Genomic DNA, 20,882 nt, shown 5'->3' with positions numbered 1-20,882 from the left:
TAACAAAAAAAGGTGGCAGGTGGCCAGGCGGGGGAGGAGGCCTCCTCCCCCGCCTGGCACCTCATTGATCCATCCCAGATGGATATTCTACAAGCTTACACAAACTTCTTGACGCTACCGCCGCAGGCCATCCTAGCCCGAAAATAACGTTATTTTCGCCGCTATTCCTGATTAATCGCCCAGCTAGCTTAAAAATAACGGTACTTTTGGGCACTTTTTTTTTCAAGGCTATATCCAGTATGGGGCGGGGGCAGCTGCTGGCAACTGCCCTATCCTCGACTCACGCATATCCCACACCGCCATTCCCTTCACGCTCCCAGCGCCAACCGATTCAAGATCCGCTCCACGCCGCTACTTGCTTCTCTGTCTAGAAGGGTTACTCCACGCTTTCCCCCATCCGCAAACTGTTCCTTAAGCGCTAAAGCTTACTCTACTCATCCAGTTACCCCAATTGCACATCTCACGGCTCTCAGCACGCTTACCTCAGTTCCTCCATTCGCCGTGGACGAGGGATATATCGTCTCGGAATACAACTAAATATAAGTCCTCGTATCCCGGTTATGTCCGAACTTGTAAATAGCGGCCAGCGCGAACACCGCCGTGAAAGCAAGCAGGATCAGCGCGTGGAGGGCAAGGTCCGGCAGCGAAGCGCCGAGCTGCAGCTGATTGACCGCTTCCAGCAGCCAGCGCTGCGGCAGGAAGCTCGCGATGTCGCGGATGGACTCCGGCATCAGCTCGACCGGGAACATGCAGCCCGCCAGCAGGCAGGACGGGATGATCAGGAAGTTCGAGACCGCGTTCACCGTCATGGAGCTGCTCGAGAATGCGACCACGACAAGCGACAATGCGACGGCTGCGGAAGCGAAGAGGAAGAGCATGGCGCCGAGCTGCCACAGCGGCACATCGGGCTTGATGCCGAATATCCCGTTCATGATGGCAAGCATGGCGATGATCTGCACGAGCAGCAGCAAGAGGTTCACCGCGATATTGGAGGCGACGTACGTCCTCCCGGACAGCGGCGACGCGACAAGTCGGAAATACGTGCGGTTCTCCTTCTCCTTGATCATGAACGACGAGAGGTTGATGGCGGAGAACAGCATGAAGACAATCAGATAGCCAATGGCGCGATTCGTCATGTCCCGCTGCACGGATCGGTCGTCCGCCAGCTCCATGGCGACCGGGAACGCTTCTCCCCGCACCTTCGCGTACGCCTCGGCGAACGCTTCCGGGCTGCCGGCCGCCGTCTTGGCAATCGACTCCAGGTTGCCGAGATACGGATCGATATACGATCTTATATACGGCGCGACCGCCGAATCCTGGAGCGTCACGATTTCAACATCGCCGCCCGCCTCCCCGGTCTGGATGCCTTGCGCAAAGCCGTTCCGCACGATGATCGCCGCGTCCGAATCGCCTCCGACAACCGCCGAATTCGCTTCCGCCTCATCGGCCATCAACGTAATTTTCATTCCCTCGATTCCTTCGAGGAAGCCGATCAGATCCTGCGCCACCGGCTGCTCTCCGTCCAGATTCGCGATGCCGAGCCGCAGATCGGCCGGCTTCTCGTTTCCATAGATCAGGAACGAAAGCGTGATGCCAATGACAGGCGCGAGCAAATATAACAGCAAGCTCTTGTAGCTTCTCCCCATCGACACCAGATTTCTCCGAATGAGCCATAGCGTATCCTTCATTTACAGCCCCACCCTTCTGCGCATAATCCATGCCGCGGCCGCCAGCATGACGACCGATAAGCCCATGTTCAGCAGCACCGCTACCGATGCCGGCATTAAACCTTCGCCGCCGCCGTAAATAACGCCAAGCAACGCTTCATTCGTCCAAGTAATCGGCGAGTAGCCCGACAGCTTGCTGACAAAATCGCCGTTATCCTCGATTTGCCAGTACGACCCGCCGAATAACGCCGCGAGCTGAATGATCGTCATGATGATAATGCCGGCCGCCTTGCCTTTGACCAAATAACTGATGCCAAGCCCCAGACTAAGAGCAAACGTGATTTGAGACATGAGCACGATCGCGACCGCTCCCCAGTTGCTGCCCCAATTCGCGCCGTACATATACCGGCTGATCAGCACGACGATGGCAATGGTTATCGCATTAAGCAGCAGCGTCCCGATAATTTTGCCCGCGAAAATTTCGGCTTTCGTCACGGGAGAAGCGAGCAAGCGCGAGGCCGTATTCCGAATCCGTTCCATGTCGATCAATTGCCCGGCTGATGCGGCGCCGTACATGATGCACATCGTCGTGACCGCAATCGCAAAATAATCCATCGCCCCCGGACGCTTCGGCCCCTGCAGCGAAGTTTCCTTCACGATCCCCGCGCCCGCCGCGGAGCCTTCCGCCTGAGCGGCATCCGGGATTGCAGTCTCCAGCTTGAAGCGCTCGGCGAACGAGGTCAGCATGCCCTGCACGATGCCGTTCTCCATGACGCTCCGGCTGCTTCCGTAATACGTAACGCCGCCGCTCTCCAGCGCGACATAGCCCGTATACAGCCCGTTCTTCACGTCCTGTACGGCGGCATCCTCTTCTTTCTCCGACTTCTCGAAGACGATGCCCTCCACGCTGGAGGACTCCCCCAGCCACTGCTCGAAGCGAGCGCCGGCCGCCCCATCCGACGCCCCGTACAACACCCGTATATCCCCTACCGCGGCGCTGCCCTGGAAGGCGCCCGACAGCGCCGTGCCCAGAATAAGCATGAGCAGGATCGGCGTCGCCAGCAAAAATACAAGCATTTTAGGGTCGCGGAACCATTTTAACTCCTTTATCGCTATGCGCCATACATTCATCCCATCCGCCTCCTTCTTCCGTTATCTTCTGTCATGAGTCCCGCAGGCTCCGTCCCGTAAGCGTCAGGAACACCGTCTCCAGATTCGGCTGCCGCTCGTCGACCGCCCGAATTTCCATTCCGTCCTCCAGCAGCTGCTGGATCATGCGGTTCAAATTGTTCACCTCGGCATCGGAGGCGATCGTCACCGTCCGACGTTCTTCATCGAGCTCCACTTCGCGGACTCCCGCAATTTCCAACAGCTTGTCGATCTGCAGCCCTTCCGTTGAACGTACCGAAATGCCGACCGTCTTACGATCCGTAATGATTGACTTCAGCTGCTCCTTCGTGCCCTCCGCGATCGTCTTGCCGTGGTCGATGATGGCGATGCGCGTGCACAGCTCCTCGACTTCCTCCATGTAGTGGCTCGTATAAATGATCGTGCTGCCCATCTCGTTCAGCTTCCTGACGGAGTTCAGAATATAGCGTCTCGATTGCGGATCAATCCCTACCGTCGGCTCATCCATGATGATCAGCTTCGGCCGATGCGCGATCGCGCAGGCAATGTTGAGGCGCCTCTTCATCCCGCCCGAGAAATCCCTGGGGTAGCTCCGCTTCTTGTCCTGGAGACCCGTGAATGCCAGCGCCTCCTCCGCTCTGCTCTTCAGCAGCGAACCTCTTAGTCCATAGAGGCCAGCGAAAAAGTGGACATTCTCATAGGCGGTCATCTCCTCGTAAATTGCGAGCTCCTGCGGCACGAGACCGATATTCGTTTTGGCGAACTTGGCATTCTTCGCAATAATGCGGCCCATCAGCTCGATCTCCCCTTTGGTGGACGGCAGCAGCGAAGCGATCATGTTGATCGTCGTGCTTTTGCCCGCGCCGTTCGCTCCCAGCAAACCGAATATTTCCCCTTCTTTGACCGTCAGCGACAGCCGGTCGACCGCCGCGAAATCCCCGAACTTCTTCGTCAATTCTTTAAGCTCCAGAACGTTCATTTGTAATTCCCTCCCGCGTTTTCTTTGCCTGCCTCTATCGTACAAAAAAAGAAGAACCCGCCGGAAGTGCACGAGTTCATCCTTCGACATGAGAATTCTCATGTTTTGGTATTCGGTTTTCTCACGCTCCGGCGAAAGGGAGCAGCGTCGTGACGGAAAATCCGCGCGAGCCGTCCACGATCACTTGGCCGTTAACGGCCGCCGCCCGCTCCTCCATGCCGGCGATCCCGAGCCCTTTGACCACCTTCGCCGCGCCCGCCCCATTGTCCGTCACGCTGGCCTTGACGAGCGTGCGAAGCACCTCGATATGAATCGCGGCGGACGTGGCGCCGGCATATTTGACCGTATTCGTCAGCGCTTCGGTCACGTTCTGCTGGATGATCTTCCAGTGAATCGGCTCGATTCGGTCCATATCCCCGGCAAACGTGACGACCGTCTTCAGGCCATGCGACCCCTCGAACTGCTCGACGAACAGCTTCATCCGGTTCACTCCGAGCTGCTCGGATAGAGGCTTCATGTTCTTCAGCACCTGCCGGATCGTCTCGATGCCCTCCTTGGAGATCGTGATCGCATTCTGGAGCAGCTCGGCCGATCTCTCCGCGTCCGTAGCCTGCAGCCGCTTCGCGGCCTCCATCTGGATGAGCGCCCCGGTCATGGCATGCCCGATCTTATCGTGGATTTCCTGGGACAGCCGGCTCCGCTCCTCCAGCTGGATCGTATAAGCCGATTGCTTGAGGTATTCATCGTTCTCCGCCAGCGTCTTCGTCAGCCGCAGATTATCCGCTTGCAGCTGCTCGCTCGTCTGCTTCTGCGCCGCAATCGTCCTCTCGTATTCGCCGAGCGCGGCTTGGAACAGGAACCCGATGGCGCCGATGAAGCCGTAGGTGACTTGCGCGTCAGGCGGCAGGAAGGGCAGCGGCGCGAGCGTGAGGAGGAACAGCAGGATCGGCGAGCGCAGGAAGGCGGCGCCTAATCCGTAGATTGCCATGGGCGCCAGCGTGAACAGCAGCGGATGCAGCTCGTCTGACACGCTCAGGAGGAAGAGGATCGTCGCCGCTCCCGCCAGGTTACGCAGCAAAGGAATCCGCACCGTGTGCGTCGTCAGCTCCAAGCACATATAGAACAGGATCGAGGCGATATACCAGGCTCCGCCGGCCTCTGCATAGGAGCGGAAGACGACGTACAGCAGCAGCGCGGATTTGAATGCCAAAATCCAAATTTCCTGCTTCCTTCCGCCCGTCATAGCTTGCGGCCCTCTCCCGTCAAATAATAAATGGCGATTTGGGTCCGGTGTTCCAGCCCTGTTTTGCTCAGTACGTTGCTAATATGGTTCGCGACCGTTCCCTCGGAGAGGAAGGCCCGGGCCGCGATCTCTTTGTTGGACAGCCCCTCCGCGATGAGGGACATGATCTCCAGCTCCCGGGCGGTGAACTGGCTCTTGTCGATATGCGCGCCGGCTTCCGCCCGCTTCGGCTGCTCCTTGCCGGTTGTCAGAAGGCCCGCCGCCAGCTTATCCAGCACGACGTCCTGCAGCACGCGGTGACCGCCGTGAACCGAGCGGATCGCGTCGCGGATTTTTTCGGGATCGTTGTTTTTCAGCAAATAACCCTTCGCCCCGTTCCGGATCGCATCCTGTATGAAGCGGTCGTCGTCGAAGGTCGTCAGGATCAGCACCTTCGCGCCCGTCCGCTCGGCGATCCGCTTCGTCGCCTCCACGCCGTCCATGACCGGCATCTGCACGTCGAGCAGCGCCACGTCGACCTCGTGCGCCTCGCAATGTTCCGCGGCTTCAAGGCCGTTCGCCACCGCCGCGACAATCTCGAAATCCCCGAAGGTCGAGAGTATAATTTTCATGCCTTCCCGAACGAAGGAATTATCGTCGGCGATCAGCACTTTGATTTTCATTCGTTGCCACACTCCCGTCCGCTTGCCTCATCTGACTTGATCTTATCGCAGGCCGGGCAGGTTGTAAATTACTGGCATGCAAAAAAGCCGGCTGCGCGAGGGAGATTGATGCAATATTCTCTTGAACGAAAGGAGGCACAGCCTTCATTGGAGGAGGCTGTGCCTTTCTTGCCAGTGGCGGCCCGGCCCCCAACAGCTTCGACTGTAACGGAAATGAGCGCCCTTATTTTCGGAAAAAACCGCATTTGATTCATGCTAAGGGAACGGAGCGCCGTTATTTGCCTGTTTTAACGGTGAATCTGTGGAGATCGATAGCGATAAAGGCTCCCAGTTCCGCTAGCCTTCGCAAAAGCCCCGTTCTTCGGGCGAATAACGCCTCTCATTTCCGTAAGCTTCTAGCCTTGATCCCGAACAACAGCCTCGTGACGGCCGTTCTGCGAAGGACGAACTCGTAGATGGCGATGCATAACGCGAATGATAGAACAAGAATAAGAGCAAAAGCTCCGTAGAGCGGCAGTCCCCACCCCACCGCGTAATAGCCGATGATGATAATAACGGTCTGGTGGATGACGTAAACCGGGAACGCCGCTTCGTTCATGTACGCGAGCAGGCCTTTCTTGCGGTTCAAGCGAACGTGTCCGAAGCCGAGCAGCGCGCCGAGAACGAGAAGCAGAGCCGCATTTCGCAAGAGCTCCATCGCCGCCCCGTTCAGCCACGAGTTCGCCAGCGCCGCGACCCAGAAGCCCGAGAGCAGGACGCCTAGCAGCGAGAACGGCTTCCAATACCGGTCGAACATCGCCTGGTAGCGCGGATTCGACACCGCAAGGAAACCGATGGCGAACAACGCCATGAAGTAGAAGGGGTTCTGTCCTCCCGGATCCGGCAGCAGCTTCGTGGCGGAGAGCGGCAGAGCGAGCAGCACGTAAGGGATCGGCCGGCTCATGATGACCGACAGCTTCTCCAGTCCGGGCGCCGCCTTGTCCGATCGCCACCGCCTGAACAGGGGCAGGAGCAGCAGCGAGAACACGAACAAGTACAAAATAAACCATAAATGCGCCGGCGTGAACCCGCCCGTATAGCCCGACAAATCGCTGAAGTCGGTGAAGAACGATCCCAAGTAACGGAAGTACGAGCCCGGCGATTCGCCGAGCGTCAGCAAGGCATAATACCCTTGCGGCGGCACGATGAGCAGCACCCCCGTCAAGAGAGGAATCAGCAAGCGCATGACGCGCTCCTTCGCGTAGGCGGCGCCCGTTCGGCCGCCTAACGCGTACCAGCTCGAGGAGCCGGCCAGCCAGAAGAGGAGCGGCATGAACCAGATGGAAGCGAACGCGATGAAATAGCTGAGAGCCCAGCTGAGCTCCTCGTTTTTCGCGTAGAAGGGGTCCCAGTGGTCGAACAGCCTCGACGCGTGGAACGGGAATAATAACAGGATCGCCGCGTTGCGGAGCCAGTCGATATCGTAGCGGCGGACTTGCTCTCGCCGAAGCGGAAGGCTAGGTGTGGACATTCGGAGTGTTCTCCTCCCGTGTGATGGCTTGCAGGACCGAAAAAAAGGACCGTCCCGAGCGAATGCTCAACGGGACAGCCCTTGGCTTAGCGCGGCTTACTTGATCCGAAGCTCGCCGTCGTAGGACGCGATGATGCCGTACAGGTCCGGACGGCGGTCGCGGAAGATGCCCCACTCGATGCGCTGCGTCTCCAGCAAGTTGAGGTCGAACTCCGCCACGAGGACGGTCTCCTCATCGCGGCCCGCTTCGACGATCTTGTTGCCCGCGTTGCCCGCGATGAAGGACGAGCCGTAGAACGTAATGCTGGATTCATCGTCGCTCTCCGTGCCCACGCGGTTCGACGCGATAACCGGCACCAGATTCGCCGCCGCATGCCCGAGCATGCACGTCTGCCAGTGATCTCTCGAGTCGATCGAGCCGTCCTGCGGCTCCGAGCCGATCGCCGTCGGGTAGAACAGCAGCTCGGCGCCCATCAGCGCCATGCAGCGCGCGGCTTCCGGATACCATTGATCCCAGCATACGCCGATGCCGATTTTCCCGTAACGCGTGTTCCATACCTTGAAGCCCGTGTCGCCGGGATTGAAGTAGAACTTCTCCTCGTAGCCCGGGCCGTCCGGGATATGGCTCTTGCGGTAACGGCCGAGAATTTCGCCATCGGCGTCGATGACGGCAAGAGAGTTGTAGCGGGCGTTATTCTTCTTCTCGTAGAAGCTGATCGGAAGCACGACCTGGAGCTCCTTGGCCACCTCGCGGAAGTGGTTGATCGCCACATTCTCCTCCAGCGTCGTCGCGTAGATGTAGTAATCGGATTTCTCCTTCTGGCAGAAATAAGGCGTCTCGAACAGCTCTTGCAGCTGAATGATCTGCGCGCCCTGCTTCGCCGCTTCGCGCACGAGCTTGTCCGCCTTGCGGATGTTCTCGTCGCGGTCATTGGAGCAGCTGAACTGCGTAGCCGCTACCTTCACCATTCTTGGCTTGCTAATCATATGCGTGGCCTCCTATCTATCGTTTGCCGGCAGGCATCTGCTGCGTCGTGCAGTGGACGTTGCCGCCCTCGGCGATGATGCCCATGCCGTTTACTTTGCGAATTCGGCGATCGGGGAATGCCGCCGCCAGAATCTCCTCCGCCTTCCGGTCCGTCTCCTCTGCCGCTCCGCCGAACACCGGTAGAATGATGCCGCCGTTGACGAAGTAGAAGTTCAGGTAGCTTAGCGTCAGACGGTCGCCTTCGTATTCCCTGTATGGCGGCTGCGGAATTTCGATGACCTCGAGCTTGCGCCCTTTGGCATCGACCGCATCGGCGAGAATGCGGCGGTTCTCCTGCGTAATCTCGTAGTTGTCGTCGGACGGGTCGTCGCATACCTGCAGAATGACCTTGCCCGGCGCGGCGAAGCACGCGATGTTATCCACGTGGCCGTCCGTCTCGTCTCCGCTAAGACCGCGCTTCAGCCAGATGACCGAATCGACGTTCACGTAGTTGCGCACCAGCTCTTCGATCTGCTCGCGCTTCAGCTGCGGGTTGCGGTTCACGTTCAGCAGGCATTCCTCCGTCGTCAGCAGCGTGCCTTCGCCGTCCGCGTGGATGGAGCCGCCCTCCATGACGAGCGGAGCGTCGAACTGGCGGACGCCGACATGCTTCAGCACTTGACCCGCGACCGCGTCGTCGAGGTCCCACGGAGAATATTTGCCGCCCCATGCGTTGAAGCCCCAGTTCACGCCGGCCAGCTCCTGCTGTTCGTTCAGCAGGAACGTCGGACCGTTGTCCCGAAGCCAGGCGTCGTTATGCTCGATCGGCAGCAGGTCGATGTTCGGGTATGCCGCGAAACGCTCGGCCACCTTCGCTTGGTCGTCCGGATTCACGACAACCGTGACCGGCTCGAATTCCGCCATCGCCGTAATAATCTCGGCGTACGCATCCGTGACGGCCGCGTAATTCTCCGGATGGACCATCGAGGCCTGCACCGGCCAGGAAATAAAGGTTCTCTCATGCTCCGCCCACTCGGCGGGCATGCTATAGTTCAGATCTCTGGGATTCATCGTTTCCTCCGTATCGGTATCTTGTATTTATGGCTCCGGGAGCCCCGATTTACCCTAATATCATATACTAAATGGACGTCTGTCACAATGGAGAAGACAGCCGGTTTTATCCATTCGTCGAAGTATGAATCGCAATCGGGGATGCGAATAATTCCCCATTCTTTTACTAATGATACATCCAATCGCAGTGTTGTAAGATGGGGGAGGAATACTTGAACCATTACACAACAAAGAGGGGAACTGCAGATATGATTAAGAGTGAAAAATCGTTTGTGGCAGCGTTGATCCTGTCGATCCTGCTGGGAACGCTGGGCATTCATAGATTCTATGTTGGCAAGATCGGAACTGGGATTTTGCAGCTGCTTACAATGGGTGGCTTCGGCATCTGGGCGCTTGTCGATATTATTATGATTGCCGTAGGTTCGTTTAAGGACAAGCAAGGCCACGTGTTGAAGCCATAATATAACGAGCAGAAGTCCGTAGCTTAGGCTATGGTCTTCTCAAGCTGTTGACAAAGCCCTGGTTTCCGGGGCTTTGTTGTACAGAGTAGGTTATTCGTTTAAAGATGAGTGTATGAAATCGAAGAAGATCGCCTTACCCTACCTGCTTGGCTAGGTGGTTGGCGATCTTCTTTACGTTCTGAACGAGGGCGGTCATCAATGCCTGTTCCAGGACTTTTTTCTGTCCCCGAAACCGGAAATAGCGAAGCCCGTGGAGCTCTTTGGCACCCGCGAAACTTCACTCAACAGTTTGTCTGCTTGACCCATTCCCTGCTGTCTTGCCACACATTTATCAACAGGCTGACCGGGCGTTAGCCCGGCTTTGCTGGGCTCTCCTTATTCGGCAACGGCGTTTAATGTCTGGTATTGAAGCCACTTGTCTACTTCGCTTTTCATAAAAACGATATCCCCGCCCGGCGCTTTATAATGCGGCAAGAAGCGGTAGGAGTCATAGGTGGACATCTGTTTTCTAATTGCCGCGTCTCCCTTCAGAATGACGTCGATCGTTTCAATAGGGAGCCGGAGATATTCTGCCAGCTCCGTCTTGCTCAGAACGGGGGTATGGGTGAATTCGGTCGCAGCTGTTGCTGGCGGGACTAGTATCTGCGACGGCGCCTGCTGCGGCTGCGGTTTATTCGCGATCGTTGTGTTGATTGTCAACAGCCCGCCCAGAATGGCTCCCCCGATTATAATGCTGCAAATAATGGCTAATAGGGATTTGTTCAACTCGCTTGTCCTCCTTTATGTCTGCAAGTAGAAAACGTTCGAGGAAGGCGCTTAGTTGCTTGCCGCCAGAGATTCCGTTCAACTCCGCGCCTTACCCATCGCCTGCCGCACGAACTCGGCGTGCCGCTGCCTCATGCGAGCCTCGGTGTCGGGCGGCAGTCCCCAATGGGATAGCTGGGAGGCCGGACGCAGCGCGGCGTACAAGTCCCAATAGGGGAGAGCATCGTACGCAAGCTCAGGCATCCTCTCCCGGTAGCGCTCCGTGAACGCGTCCTTCGCTTCGGCGCCGTATGCCCATAGAAGCTCCAGCCGCGCGTTGCCGACGTCCGACAGCGGGTCGCCCCAGGCCGCGTCCTCCCAGTCGATGACGGCGGCGATCCGCCCGTCCTTCCATAGCACGTTGCCCGGCCAGAAGTCGCCGTGCAGAATCGCGCCTGCGTTCCGCGAAAGCTTCGGCCAGACGGGCTCCAGCTTAGCGCGGATGAGATCTTCGCCAAGCGAATCGTCCAGCTGCTCCGGTCGTGCCCTCAGATTGTCTGCTGCCCGATCATAGATATCTGATAAATGAGGAACCTCCGTTCGCGAACAGTCTATCCGATGAATAGCCGCCAGCTGCTCCGCGAGCAGCCTTGCAGCATGGACGGGATCGGCCGGCTCGAACGCCGTCTCCCCCTCCACGAATGCCGCCACGATATAAGGCTCGGGGAACAGCTCTCCCGACTCGTCGGCCATAACAGGCTCAGCGACGCGGACCCCGCGCGAATGGAGCAGCTTCAGCAGCTTGAACTCGTGCCGGGCGATATGCGGATCCCGCTTCCTGTCGGCTTCTCCATGTCTGCGCATCACATAGCGGCTCGCCGCTCCCCCTGGCGACGAGACCTCCATATACGTCGTGACGGCCGACACGCCTCCCGCCAAGCTCCTGCTCTCCGTCAGCACGCCGCCCGGAACAAGACGCCGCGCCGCCTCCTGCAGCAGACGCCGCTCCCTTTCGTCCCGATTTTCCACTGTCCCCCCGCCTTCCCGTGCGCAATGCCTTTCATTTCTTTTGACGCGCTATTTATATTATACTTCTTAAGGAGTACACCAATATAGGAGCTGATCCGATCATGTCCATGAAAGAAGAGCTGATTCAACGGTTTTTTACATACGTTAAGGTCGATACCCAATCCGACGAGAATAACCCGAACTGCCCGTCTACGCCCGGCCAGCTTACGCTCGGCAACATGTTGGCCGAAGAGCTGAAGGAGATCGGCATGACGGAAATCGCGATCGACGAGAACGGCTACGTCTTCGCCACGCTGCCGGCCAACACGGACAAGGATGTCCCGACGATCGGCTTCATGGCGCACCTGGACACGGCGACCGATATGACCGGCGCGAACGTCAATCCGCAAATCGTCGAGAACTACGACGGCGGCGACATCGTGCTGAACAAGGAGCAGCGCATCGTCCTGTCCCCTGCCGAATTCCCGGAGCTCCCGGGCTACAAAGGCCACACGCTCGTGACGACCGACGGCACGACGCTGCTCGGCGCCGATGACAAAGCGGGCATGACGGAAATCATGACGGCGATGGCTTATCTCATCGCCCATCCGGAGATCAAGCACGGCAAGATCCGCGTCGCCTTCACGCCGGACGAGGAGATCGGGCGCGGCGCACACAAATTCAACGTCGAAGCGTTCGGCGCGAAGTACGCGTACACGATGGACGGCGGCCCGTTAGGCGAGCTTCAGTACGAGAGCTTCAACGCCGCCGGCGTGCGCGTCGCGATCCGCGGCAAAAACGTCCATCCCGGCACCGCCAAAGGCAAGATGATCAACGCGCTGAAGCTCGCTATCGAGCTGAACGGCAAGCTGCCGGCCGGCGAAGCGCCGGAGCTGACGGAAGGCTATGAAGGCTTCTTCCATCTGCAATCGCTGGAGGGCGACGTGGAAGGCGCGGAGCTCCGCTACCTGATTCGCGACCACGACCGGGAGAAGTTCGAGGGACGCAAGGAGCTGATGGCGACTATCGTCGAAGGGCTGCAGGCCAAATACGGCGCGGACCGCATCGTGCTCGAGATGAAGGACCAGTATTACAACATGGGCGAGCGCATCGAGCCGGTCAAGGAAGTCGTCGACATCGCGCACGAGGCGATGACGAATCTCGGCATCAAACCGATCGTCGAGCCGATCCGGGGCGGCACGGACGGCTCCCAGCTCTCGTACATGGGATTGCCGACGCCGAACATCTTCACCGGCGGCATGAACTACCACGGCCGCTACGAATACGTCTCCGTCGACCATATGGAGCTGGCCGTCAAGACGATCGTCGAGATCGTCCGACTGTACGAAGCCAAGGCTTAAACGTGAAAACCCGCGAGCAGGAACATCCTGTTCGCGGGTTTTTGCTTCCGGTCATGCCATCCTCAATATATTTCCTGCGTAAATGCATCATTTTTTCTTGCAACCCTGCTCCCATTCCGAAAATTCTGCGAAGATGCATCAATTTGCGCCGACAAATAAACTTTTACCGAGAATGGCCCGAAAATGCTGCAAATTGGCTTGATTTTCCTCTCGTACGGCCATGCATGTTTCAAAATCCTGCACGTTTGCATCATCTCTGCTGCGATCCTTCCCATTCGCTTGGATATGCGGCCGTTGAGTCCGCCCCCGAACCCGAAATGCCAGTACCAGTCTAAACCTTCCGGTACACCCGCTCCGGCCGGCCTACCGTGCCGTAGGACGTGTCGGCGACGAGCACGCCTTTCTCCACGAAATATTCCAGGTAACGCCGCGCCGTCGTGCGGCTGAAGCCGCCGCGCTTGCCGAGCTCCTCGGCCGTCCAGAGCTCCTCGCCGCCCTCCACGTAAGCGAGAATCTTCTCGCTGGTAATCCGGTCGATGCCCTTGGGCAGATACGCGTCCTTGTCGGAGCGGTCGCCCGTTCCCCACAAGAGCTGATCGATGCCTTGCTGGTCGACCTGCTTGTTCGCGCCGCCGAGCAATTGCATCTGCTCATGATACTTCTGGTACGCCTTCAGCTTCTCCTGGAACCGGTCGAAGACGACCGGCTTAATCATGAAGTCGTACACGCCCCCGCGGATCGCCTCCCTCACCGTATCGAATTCCTTGGCCGCGGTAATGATGATCACGTCCGTATGCGGATAGTTCCGCTGAATATGCTGGAGCATCTCCAGTCCCGACATATCAGGGAAATAAAGATCGAGCAGCACCAAGTCCGGCTCCAAAATATCCAGGTGCTCGTTCGCCTGCTCCCGGTCCGTCGCGATGCCGACGACCTCAAAGCCTTCGACCTTCTCGACGAAGCGCTGGTTGATGCCCGCGATGCGAACATCATCCTCTATAATGACGACCCGTATCATACGGCTCCCGTTCCTCCTTTGCCTTTTGGTATGACGACCGTGAACACCGCGCCTCCCTGCGGAGCGTTCCGGCACGCAATATGCCCCCGCAGCTGCAGAACGGCGCCGCTTACGATGGACAAGCCGAAGCCTCTTCCGTTCCCCTTCTTCGTCGAGTAGCCGAGCTCGAACAACCGCTCCGCCGTCTCTTCGCCGATGCCGGCCCCGCTGTCCGACACCTCGATTCGCAGCTCCTCCCCCTCGTCGGAGAAGTAAACTTTCACCCACTTGTCTGGCGAATCCGCTGCTAACGCGGCGTCCATCGCGTTGTCGATCAGGTTGCCGATAATCGCGACCAGCTGGTTGCGGCTAATGTGCTCGGGAATATCCTTGAACCTGCTGTCCCGGTCGATGTCCAGCTTCACCTTCAGCTCGCTGCCGCGGTTGAACTTGCCGATTAGAATGCCTCCGATAATAGGATCCGGAATTTCCTGAAGCAGGAAATGAATGAGGCTCTGATGCACGTTCGTCTCATGCGTGATAAGGTCCATCGCTTCCTGATACGATTCCAGCTGAATGAGCCCGTAGATGGTGTACAGCTTATTGGAATATTCATGCGTCTGCGCCCGAAGCGCTTCCGTATACCGCTTCACCTGCGTCAGCTCCTCCGTCAGGCGCAGCAGCTCGGACTTGTTCCGGAAGCTGGATACGGCGCCGACGATCCGCTGCTCGCGGTCATAGATCGGGACGCGGTTCGCCACGACCGCGCTGTCGTTAATGAGCAGCTCCTGATCTCTCTGCGCCTCGCCCGTCTGAATGACGACCATCATTCGGGAATCCGGGATGACATCCAGAATATGCCGTCCCGTGACATCCTCCCGCTCCAGAGGATCGATCAGCGCCGTCGCGGCATGATTGGCCAGCGTAATGATCCCTTCCGTATTGATCGCGATGATCCCTTCGTGAATCGATTCCAATATCGCCTTCTTCTCCTGATACAGCAGACCGATCTCCTTCGGCTCCAGCCCGTGGATCGACTTCTTCACGCCGGAGGCGATCACGATGGCTCCGCAGCAGCCAACCAGAATGGCCAGCCCCGCCAAAACGATCACCCGATTCCGGTAAGCCTGCGCCGACGCCTCGATATCCTTCATGAGAATGCCGACCGAGACAATACCGATTATATTCCCGTCATCGTCATATATCGGCGTTTTCCCCCGTAAGGAATGGCCCATCGAGCCAACGGCCTTGGAGATGATCGACTCACCCGCCAATACCGGCCCGTTATCGCCGCCGACCATCTCCTTGCCGATACGGTCCGTCAATGGATGGGCGTAGCGAATGCCCTCCCGGTTGCCGATGACGATATATTCCGCGTCCGTCTCCATGCGGATCTTCTCCACGATCGGCTGAATCTTCTCGGTAGGACTCTCGTCGTCGAAGGCATAGCGAATCGTATCCATCAGCGCCACCGTCTTCGCCAGCTTCAGCGCGGACGCCCCGATGTTCTTCTCCAGCGTGGAGACGAGCAGCCGCTCGAAGCTGAACGTTAACGCCAGGATGATAAGGAAGAGCAAGCCCCCTATGAGTAAAATAAGTCTCGTTTGTAACCGCATTCATTCTCCTCCGCAAGGCAGCGTCCCGTTTTCCCCTATTGTAAGCTACAGGCTCCCCCGATCAAAGCTTTTCCAGTCGGAACGGCCGTAAATTTTATGAACAAAATGTCCGGAATGGCGCTTTTTCAACTTATGTTGTAATGCTGTTCAAGCAAGCGGAGCCGATGGTAGGATGAAGGCATCCCATTACGGAAAGCGCTTTCAAATGTAAGCGTTCCGTTGGATTCCAAAGGAGGCATTCATTCATGGTTAATCGCAACGGCTTCAAAATGATAGCAGCATCGCTCGTCCTCGCCTTAAGCCTGACCGCATGCGGCACGGCTGGCGGAAACGCCGGCGGCAAAGATTATCCGGGCAAGCCGTTCGTGGTCACGGCTCCGTCGGGAGCCGGAGGCGGCTGGGACAAAACGGCTCGCTCCTTGACCAAGGTGCTGGGCGAGACGAAGCTCGTCGAGCAGACGATGACGGTCGAGAACAAGCCGGGCGGCGGCGGCACCGTATTCCTCGGGGAGTACGTGGCCAAGGACAACGACGATCCCTACAAGCTGTTCGTCAGCTCGCCGCCCATCTTGATCAACCAATTGAAGAAAGAAGGCAACAGCCCTTACGGCTACAAGGATGTCACGCCTCTTGCGCAACTGACGACCGATTACGGCGCGATAGCCGTCGCGGCCGACTCCGAATTCGGCGATCTGCAGGCGCTGATCGACGCGATCAAGGCGGACGCGACAGCCGTGACGATGGCGGGCGGCTCCGCTCCCGGCTCCATGGACCACTTGATCAGCATCATGCCGGCCTTCAAGTCGGGCATTGATCCGAAGACGGTCAAATATTTGTCCTACGACGGGGGAGGCGAAGCGATCGCAGCTCTGCTCGGCGACAATGCCGACGCGATCGGCACGGACATCTCTTCCCTCGGAAGCTATCTGAAGGCGGGCAAGATCAGAATTCTGGCGGTTACTTCGAATGAGCGCCTCGGCGGCGATTTCAAGGATGTTCCGACGCTCAAGGAACTCGGGCTGGATGCCGAGTTCACGATCTGGCGCGGCGTGTTCGGACCGAAGGGCATGACGGAGGAGCAGGTCGCTTATTGGGACGCCACGCTGAAATCGCTCTCGGAGAACGAGACCTGGCAGCAAGAGCTTAAAGCGAATGATTGGGCGAGCGAATACAAGAACTCGGCCGACTTCAAAGCCTTCTTGGAAGTACAAGAGAAAGACGTGCAAGAGCTGCTTACGGCGCTTGGCATGCAGAAGTAATTCGCGTACAGGGGAGGGAGCGCTGCCGTTCCTTCCCCTTTCCCATGATTAAGGAGGTGCGTCACCTTGAACAAAACATTCGACCGCTACGCCAGCATCGTGTTTCTCCTTCTCGGCATCGGCTTCATGTGGCAGAGCGCGGGTATCAGCTCTTCGGCTTACGGGAGCACCGTCGGCCCTAATATTTTCCCATTTGGCCTCGGACTCGCCCTCGTGCTGCTCAGCATCCGGCTGTTCTACGAGGTGCTGAAAACCAAATCCGCGGAGCGCCAGAAAGAGCAGCTCGATTACAAGCGTTTTCTGTTGATTTTCGGAGCCGCCGTTCTATACGCGTTTTTCCTCGAAGCGATCGGCTACGTCATCGGGACGTTCGCGTTCCTGCTCTTCGCTTTCCAGACGATCGAGAGAGGCAAGTGGCTGAGATCGGTCCTGATCGCCGCCCTCTTCTCCATTCTCGTCTACGTGGTATTCGTCGTATTGCTGGAAGGCTCCATGCCAGGCTTCCCGGTTTGGCTATCTTGAACGGATGGGAGGACAATTGAATGAACGTACTCGATTACTTGGCAAGCGGCTTCGCAACCGCCTTGCAATGGCATAATTTGTTGTTCGCTTTGATCGGCGTGCTGATCGGCACGTCGGTCGGCGTGCTTCCCGGAATCGGGCCCATGAGCGGCGTTGCCCTTCTGATTCCGGTCACGGCCACGATGACGGGCGGCCTGCCTCCCGAAGCGGCGGCCACCAGCTCGATCATCCTGCTGGCAGGCGTCTATTACGGCGCCATGTACGGCGGATCGACGACCTCGATCCTGCTCAATACGCCAGGCGAATCGTCATCGGTCGTCACGACGCTGGACGGCTATCAGATGGCCAAGCAGGGCCGGGCGGGGGCCGCTCTCTCCATATCCGCCATCGGCTCCTTCGCGGCCGGCCTGTTCGCGCTTATAGCGCTCATCGCCTTGGCGCAGCCGCTGTCGGACGTGGCCATCAAGTTCGGTCCGGCGGATTATTTCTCTTTGATGCTGCTCGGCCTGTGCGCGGTTAGCGGACTCGCCGGCAAGTCGATTACGAAGGCGCTCATTATGACGGTGACCGGCTTGCTGCTCGCCACGATCGGCATGGATACGGTATCCGGCGTGGCCCGGTTCACGTTCGGCATCCCGCTGCTCTACTCCGGCCTCGAATTTCTGACGATCGCCGTCGGCCTGTTCGCGCTGGGAGAAGTGTTCAAGACGATCCTGGAGAAGGATTACGGCGCCGGCGCCACTTCGAAGATCGGCCGCATTCTTCCGACCCGCAAGGATCTGAAGGACAGCGCGGGGCCTATCGCCCGCGGCTCGGTGCTCGGCTTCTTCATCGGCATTCTGCCCGGCGCCGGCGCCACGCTTGCCTCCTTCTTCAGCTACATCGTGGAGAAGAAGCTGAGCAAGAATCCCAGCTCGTTCGGCAAAGGCAACATCGCCGGCGTCGCCGCTCCCGAATCCGCCAACAACGCGGCATCCGGAGGCGCCATGATTCCGCTGCTGACGCTCGGCATCCCGGGCTCCGGCACGACGGCGATTCTGATGGGGGCCCTCATCATGTACAACATCCAGCCGGGCCCGCTACTGTTCGAGGAGCATCCCGACGTCGCCTGGGGATTGATCGCGAGCATGCTGATCGGCAACCTGCTCCTTCTCGTGCTGAACATGCCGCTCGTGAAGGTGTTCGCCAAGGTCATTCAGACGCCGGCCAAATATTTGATCCCGATCATTATCGCGATTTCCATCTTCGGCGTTTATGCCGTTCAGGCGCAAATCTTCGACCTTATGCTGCTGCTCGGCTGCGGCGTCGCCGGCTTCCTGCTGGCCCGCAATGACTACCCGCTCGCCCCTCTCGTGCTGGGCCTCGTCCTCGGTCCGATGATCGAGAACAACATGCGCCGGGCGCTGACCACGTCGAACGGGGACTTCATGATCTTCCTGCAGAAGCCGATGTCGCTCGTTTTCCTGATCATCGCCGCATTATGGATCGCGGTCCCGATTCTGCTGAAGCGCAGAGGCAAGGAAGTCGTCGTGAACGAAGAAGGCTAGCAGCCAAACGTTACCCAATGAGGAGGCAACCTATATGCGCACGAATACACTAGGGGGCAAAAGCGTCATCGCCCGCATCGAGATGAACACGGAAGAAGCCAACTTCGGGCAAGTCGCCTCTGCGATCGTCGAGGCGGGAGGCGACATCGTCGCCATCGACGTCATTCAGACCGGCAAGCAGGTAACCGTTCGCGACGTGACGATAACGGTCGTCGAGTCCGCCCATATCGAAGTCATCGCGGATAGAATGAGGAGCATGCCGGGCATCCGGCTGCTCCATCTCTCGGACCGCACCTTCCTGCTCCACTTAGGCGGGAAGATCGAGACGAAGCTGAAGTCCCCTATTCAGAACCGGGACGATCTGTCCCGCGTATACACGCCGGACGTCGCAAGGGTCTGCATGGCCATTCACGAAGAACCGCGCAAGGCGTTCACGTTAACGGTCAAACGCAATACGGTGGCCGTCATCTCGGACGGCAGCGCGGTGCTCGGGCTCGGGAATATCGGGCCGTACGCGGCGATGCCGGTCATGGAGGGCAAATCGATGCTCTTCAAGCAGCTGGCCGACGTCGATTCCTTCCCGATCTGTCTGGATACGCAAGACACCGAAAGCATCATCGCGGCCATCAAAGCGCTTGCTCCTGCGTTCGGCGGCATTAACCTGGAGGACATCTCCTCGCCCCGCTGCTTCGAGATCGAAGAACGGCTCCGCGAGGAGCTCGATATTCCCGTCTTCCATGACGACCAGCACGGCACCGCCGTCGTGCTGTACGCCGCGTTGATCAACGCGCTGAAGGTTGTCGGCAAGTCCATCGCCGACATCAAGGTCGTCGTCTGCGGCGTCGGCGCCGCGGGCGTGGCCTGCAGCAAGATTCTCATGTCCGCGGGCGTGCGGAACATCATCGGCGTCGACCGCGCCGGCGCTCTTACGGCAGACACGGTTTACGACAATCCCGTCTGGCAGTGGTACGCGAGGCATACGAATCCGGAGCGATTGAGCGGCTCGCTGCAAGAGGTCATCCGCGGGGCGGACGTGTTCATCGGATTGTCGGCGGGCGGCATTCTGAAGAGGCAGGACGTGCTCGCCATGGCCGAACGGCCGATCGTCTTCGCCATGGCGAACCCGACCCCGGAAATTCTGCCCGAGGAAGTAGAAGATATCGCGGGCGTTATCGCGACGGGACGCTCGGATTATCCGAACCAGATCAACAACGTTCTCTGCTTCCCGGGCATCTTCCGGGGTGCCCTCGATTGCAGGGCGCAGACCATCAACGAAGAGATGAAGCTCGCGGCCTCCGAAGCGATTGCGCGCGTCGTCACGGACGAGGAACGCGGCAAGCATTACATCATTCCGAGCGTGTTCAATCAGCAGGTCGTCAGCGGCATCCGGGATCTGGTCATTCAGGCGGCGATCCGCACGGGCGTTGCCCGCAGAATTCCTAGAGAATACCGGTAAGCAATCGGACAATAGGAGGCTACGAGGATGAAGAGCAGCATTCGATCGATCGTAGACATTAATATGACGGCGAACGGGTTCTCGTCCAGCATCGTGCTCGTCGTCGGCGAGGATCACTACGTCGACGCCAAGAGCATTCTAGGTCTGAGCATGACGCTGTACCGCGACCAGACCTATCGGCTGTACATCCACGGTCCCGACGAAGCCGAAGCCAAAGCAGCCATGCTGGACGTCTTCGCCAGGCATCATCTGCAAGCGGAGCTCGTCGTCAAGCCATCTTAACGCAAGAAGGGCTGTCCAGGAAGTCCTGCAGTAACTGCAGGTCTCTTCTCGGACAGCCCTTTCCATTTTGCCGCTTCTGCCAGCATTCAGCAGGTAACAGAATAACATAATGTTTTTACGGAACTCACAGACGTTATTCCCTAAATTTCTGGTGGAATGTGGCCTCTTATGGAACTGAACGCCGTTATTTGCACCATTTCATCGTGATTCTGCGCCAATCGAGGGGAATAAGAGCGCTCTGTTCCGTTAAGAATCCATAAATGCGATTTTAGCGCAAATAGTTATAATGAACGAAACCGACATCCACTTTGCTTCTACGTAGGTTAATTTGGAAATAATGGAGCTTGAGAAACAACCATTAAATACCAAATCAGAGCTACAAAACAAAGGAGTCGGTTTCTA

At 58.2% G+C, this 20,882-nt stretch carries 19 protein-coding genes and 1 pseudogene; 7 read left to right on the top strand and 13 right to left on the bottom strand.

What is annotated here, in order from left to right; translation table 11 throughout:
• Nucleotides 1-533: 533 nt before the first annotated feature.
• The 8 genes from NQZ67_RS29560 to NQZ67_RS29525 form a co-directional block, all read right to left on the bottom strand.
• A complete protein-coding gene (locus NQZ67_RS29560) occupies nt 534-1,688 on the bottom strand; it encodes an ABC transporter permease (protein ID WP_257453059.1) in 1,155 nt (384 codons plus the stop codon).
• The gene (locus NQZ67_RS29555; protein WP_257453057.1) at nt 1,689-2,798 is read right to left on the bottom strand and encodes an ABC transporter permease; all 1,110 of its coding nucleotides are present in this window, start codon (nt 2,796-2,798) and stop codon (nt 1,689-1,691) included. It lies immediately after the preceding gene.
• A gap of 31 nt (nt 2,799-2,829) precedes the next feature.
• Nucleotides 2,830-3,774: an ABC transporter ATP-binding protein gene (locus tag NQZ67_RS29550; protein ID WP_257453055.1), complete on the bottom strand. Its 945-nt coding sequence runs from the start codon at nt 3,772-3,774 to the stop codon at nt 2,830-2,832.
• A 121-nt stretch (nt 3,775-3,895) separates the two neighbouring features.
• Nucleotides 3,896-5,017: a sensor histidine kinase gene (locus NQZ67_RS29545; protein WP_257453053.1), complete on the bottom strand. Its 1,122-nt coding sequence runs from the start codon at nt 5,015-5,017 to the stop codon at nt 3,896-3,898.
• A complete protein-coding gene (locus NQZ67_RS29540) occupies nt 5,014-5,679 on the bottom strand; it encodes a response regulator transcription factor (RefSeq protein WP_257453051.1) in 666 nt (221 codons plus the stop codon). The genes NQZ67_RS29545 and NQZ67_RS29540 overlap by 4 nt, the downstream gene beginning before the upstream one ends.
• A gap of 379 nt (nt 5,680-6,058) precedes the next feature.
• Complete coding sequence (locus tag NQZ67_RS29535) at nt 6,059-7,189, bottom strand: acyltransferase family protein (RefSeq protein WP_257453048.1); 1,131 nt, start codon at nt 7,187-7,189, stop codon at nt 6,059-6,061.
• Nucleotides 7,190-7,285: 96 nt separating this feature from the next.
• A complete protein-coding gene (gene aguB, locus NQZ67_RS29530; RefSeq protein ID WP_257453046.1) occupies nt 7,286-8,176 on the bottom strand; it encodes an N-carbamoylputrescine amidase in 891 nt (296 codons plus the stop codon).
• Between the two features lie 16 nt (nt 8,177-8,192).
• Nucleotides 8,193-9,227 (bottom strand): agmatine deiminase family protein, encoded by a 1,035-nt coding sequence (locus NQZ67_RS29525; RefSeq protein WP_257453043.1) that lies wholly within the window; start codon nt 9,225-9,227, stop codon nt 8,193-8,195.
• Nucleotides 9,228-9,475: 248 nt separating this feature from the next.
• Here NQZ67_RS29525 and NQZ67_RS29520 point away from each other — a divergent pair, with 248 nt between their 5' ends.
• The gene (locus NQZ67_RS29520; protein ID WP_257453041.1) at nt 9,476-9,688 is read left to right on the top strand and encodes a TM2 domain-containing protein; all 213 of its coding nucleotides are present in this window, start codon (nt 9,476-9,478) and stop codon (nt 9,686-9,688) included.
• Nucleotides 9,689-9,821: 133 nt separating this feature from the next.
• Here the strand turns inward: NQZ67_RS29520 and NQZ67_RS29515 are convergent.
• The 3 genes and pseudogenes from NQZ67_RS29515 to NQZ67_RS29505 all read right to left on the bottom strand — a co-directional run.
• Nucleotides 9,822-9,965 (bottom strand): annotated as a pseudogene (locus NQZ67_RS29515) (transposase); the annotation flags it as partial.
• A 98-nt stretch (nt 9,966-10,063) separates the two neighbouring features.
• On the bottom strand, nt 10,064-10,453 hold the full coding sequence (locus NQZ67_RS29510; protein ID WP_257453038.1) for a hypothetical protein: 390 nt from the start codon (nt 10,451-10,453) through the stop codon (nt 10,064-10,066).
• A 78-nt stretch (nt 10,454-10,531) separates the two neighbouring features.
• Nucleotides 10,532-11,461: a phosphotransferase family protein gene (locus tag NQZ67_RS29505; RefSeq protein ID WP_257453036.1), complete on the bottom strand. Its 930-nt coding sequence runs from the start codon at nt 11,459-11,461 to the stop codon at nt 10,532-10,534.
• 107 nt (nt 11,462-11,568) lie between these two features.
• Between NQZ67_RS29505 and pepT the strand changes: the two genes are divergently transcribed.
• Entirely contained in the window at nt 11,569-12,801 is a 1,233-nt protein-coding gene (gene pepT / locus NQZ67_RS29500) for a peptidase T (RefSeq protein ID WP_257453061.1), read from the top strand.
• Nucleotides 12,802-13,132: 331 nt separating this feature from the next.
• Here the strand turns inward: pepT and NQZ67_RS29495 are convergent, their stop codons facing one another.
• Together NQZ67_RS29495 and NQZ67_RS29490 are read right to left on the bottom strand one after the other, a co-directional pair.
• Entirely contained in the window at nt 13,133-13,819 is a 687-nt protein-coding gene (locus NQZ67_RS29495) for a response regulator (protein WP_257453035.1), read from the bottom strand.
• Entirely contained in the window at nt 13,816-15,414 is a 1,599-nt protein-coding gene (locus NQZ67_RS29490; RefSeq protein ID WP_257453033.1) for an ATP-binding protein, read from the bottom strand. Before NQZ67_RS29490 ends, NQZ67_RS29495 begins: the two co-directional genes overlap by 4 nt.
• 245 nt (nt 15,415-15,659) lie before the next feature.
• Here NQZ67_RS29490 and NQZ67_RS29485 point away from each other — a divergent pair, with 245 nt between their 5' ends.
• From NQZ67_RS29485 to NQZ67_RS29465, 5 genes are all read left to right on the top strand, one after another.
• Entirely contained in the window at nt 15,660-16,673 is a 1,014-nt protein-coding gene (locus NQZ67_RS29485; RefSeq protein WP_257453031.1) for a Bug family tripartite tricarboxylate transporter substrate binding protein, read from the top strand.
• Nucleotides 16,674-16,739: 66 nt separating this feature from the next.
• Nucleotides 16,740-17,195: a tripartite tricarboxylate transporter TctB family protein gene (locus tag NQZ67_RS29480; RefSeq protein WP_257453029.1), complete on the top strand. Its 456-nt coding sequence runs from the start codon at nt 16,740-16,742 to the stop codon at nt 17,193-17,195.
• 20 nt (nt 17,196-17,215) lie between these two features.
• Nucleotides 17,216-18,742, top strand: coding sequence for a tripartite tricarboxylate transporter permease (locus NQZ67_RS29475; RefSeq protein WP_257453028.1), 1,527 nt, complete (start codon nt 17,216-17,218; stop codon nt 18,740-18,742).
• A gap of 34 nt (nt 18,743-18,776) precedes the next feature.
• Nucleotides 18,777-20,198 carry an NAD-dependent malic enzyme gene (locus tag NQZ67_RS29470; protein WP_257453025.1) on the top strand — a complete coding sequence of 474 codons (1,422 nt, stop codon included), beginning with the start codon at nt 18,777-18,779 and terminating at the stop codon, nt 20,196-20,198.
• A 27-nt stretch (nt 20,199-20,225) separates the two neighbouring features.
• Complete coding sequence (locus tag NQZ67_RS29465) at nt 20,226-20,480, top strand: HPr family phosphocarrier protein (protein WP_257453024.1); 255 nt, start codon at nt 20,226-20,228, stop codon at nt 20,478-20,480.
• Nucleotides 20,481-20,882 lie beyond the last annotated feature (402 nt).

This window comes from Paenibacillus soyae, assembly GCF_024623455.1.
Classification (GTDB): domain Bacteria; phylum Bacillota; class Bacilli; order Paenibacillales; family Paenibacillaceae; genus Pristimantibacillus; species Pristimantibacillus soyae.
Note: the sequence above shows the minus strand (reverse complement) of the source record. Positions and strands in the feature narration are given on the sequence as shown.

Bases quoted from the DNA above. Each gene is read 5' to 3' on its own strand.
- NQZ67_RS29555 (WP_257453057.1), bottom strand. From the start codon at position 2,798: ATGAATGTATGGCGCATAGCGATAAAGGAGTTAAAATGGTTCCGCGAC.
- NQZ67_RS29465 (WP_257453024.1), top strand. From the start codon at position 20,226: ATGAAGAGCAGCATTCGATCGATCGTAGACATTAATATGACGGCGAAC.
- NQZ67_RS29470 (WP_257453025.1), top strand. From the start codon at position 18,777: ATGCGCACGAATACACTAGGGGGCAAAAGCGTCATCGCCCGCATCGAG.
- NQZ67_RS29490 (WP_257453033.1), bottom strand. From the start codon at position 15,414: ATGCGGTTACAAACGAGACTTATTTTACTCATAGGGGGCTTGCTCTTC.
- pepT (WP_257453061.1), top strand. From the start codon at position 11,569: ATGAAAGAAGAGCTGATTCAACGGTTTTTTACATACGTTAAGGTCGAT.
- NQZ67_RS29535 (WP_257453048.1), bottom strand. From the start codon at position 7,189: ATGTCCACACCTAGCCTTCCGCTTCGGCGAGAGCAAGTCCGCCGCTAC.
- NQZ67_RS29540 (WP_257453051.1), bottom strand. From the start codon at position 5,679: ATGAAAATCAAAGTGCTGATCGCCGACGATAATTCCTTCGTTCGGGAA.
- NQZ67_RS29560 (WP_257453059.1), bottom strand. From the start codon at position 1,688: ATGAAGGATACGCTATGGCTCATTCGGAGAAATCTGGTGTCGATGGGG.
- NQZ67_RS29550 (WP_257453055.1), bottom strand. From the start codon at position 3,774: ATGAACGTTCTGGAGCTTAAAGAATTGACGAAGAAGTTCGGGGATTTC.
- NQZ67_RS29475 (WP_257453028.1), top strand. From the start codon at position 17,216: ATGAACGTACTCGATTACTTGGCAAGCGGCTTCGCAACCGCCTTGCAA.
- NQZ67_RS29485 (WP_257453031.1), top strand. From the start codon at position 15,660: ATGGTTAATCGCAACGGCTTCAAAATGATAGCAGCATCGCTCGTCCTC.
- NQZ67_RS29495 (WP_257453035.1), bottom strand. From the start codon at position 13,819: ATGATACGGGTCGTCATTATAGAGGATGATGTTCGCATCGCGGGCATC.
- NQZ67_RS29520 (WP_257453041.1), top strand. From the start codon at position 9,476: ATGATTAAGAGTGAAAAATCGTTTGTGGCAGCGTTGATCCTGTCGATC.
- NQZ67_RS29545 (WP_257453053.1), bottom strand. From the start codon at position 5,017: ATGACGGGCGGAAGGAAGCAGGAAATTTGGATTTTGGCATTCAAATCC.
- NQZ67_RS29525 (WP_257453043.1), bottom strand. From the start codon at position 9,227: ATGAATCCCAGAGATCTGAACTATAGCATGCCCGCCGAGTGGGCGGAG.
- aguB (WP_257453046.1), bottom strand. From the start codon at position 8,176: ATGATTAGCAAGCCAAGAATGGTGAAGGTAGCGGCTACGCAGTTCAGC.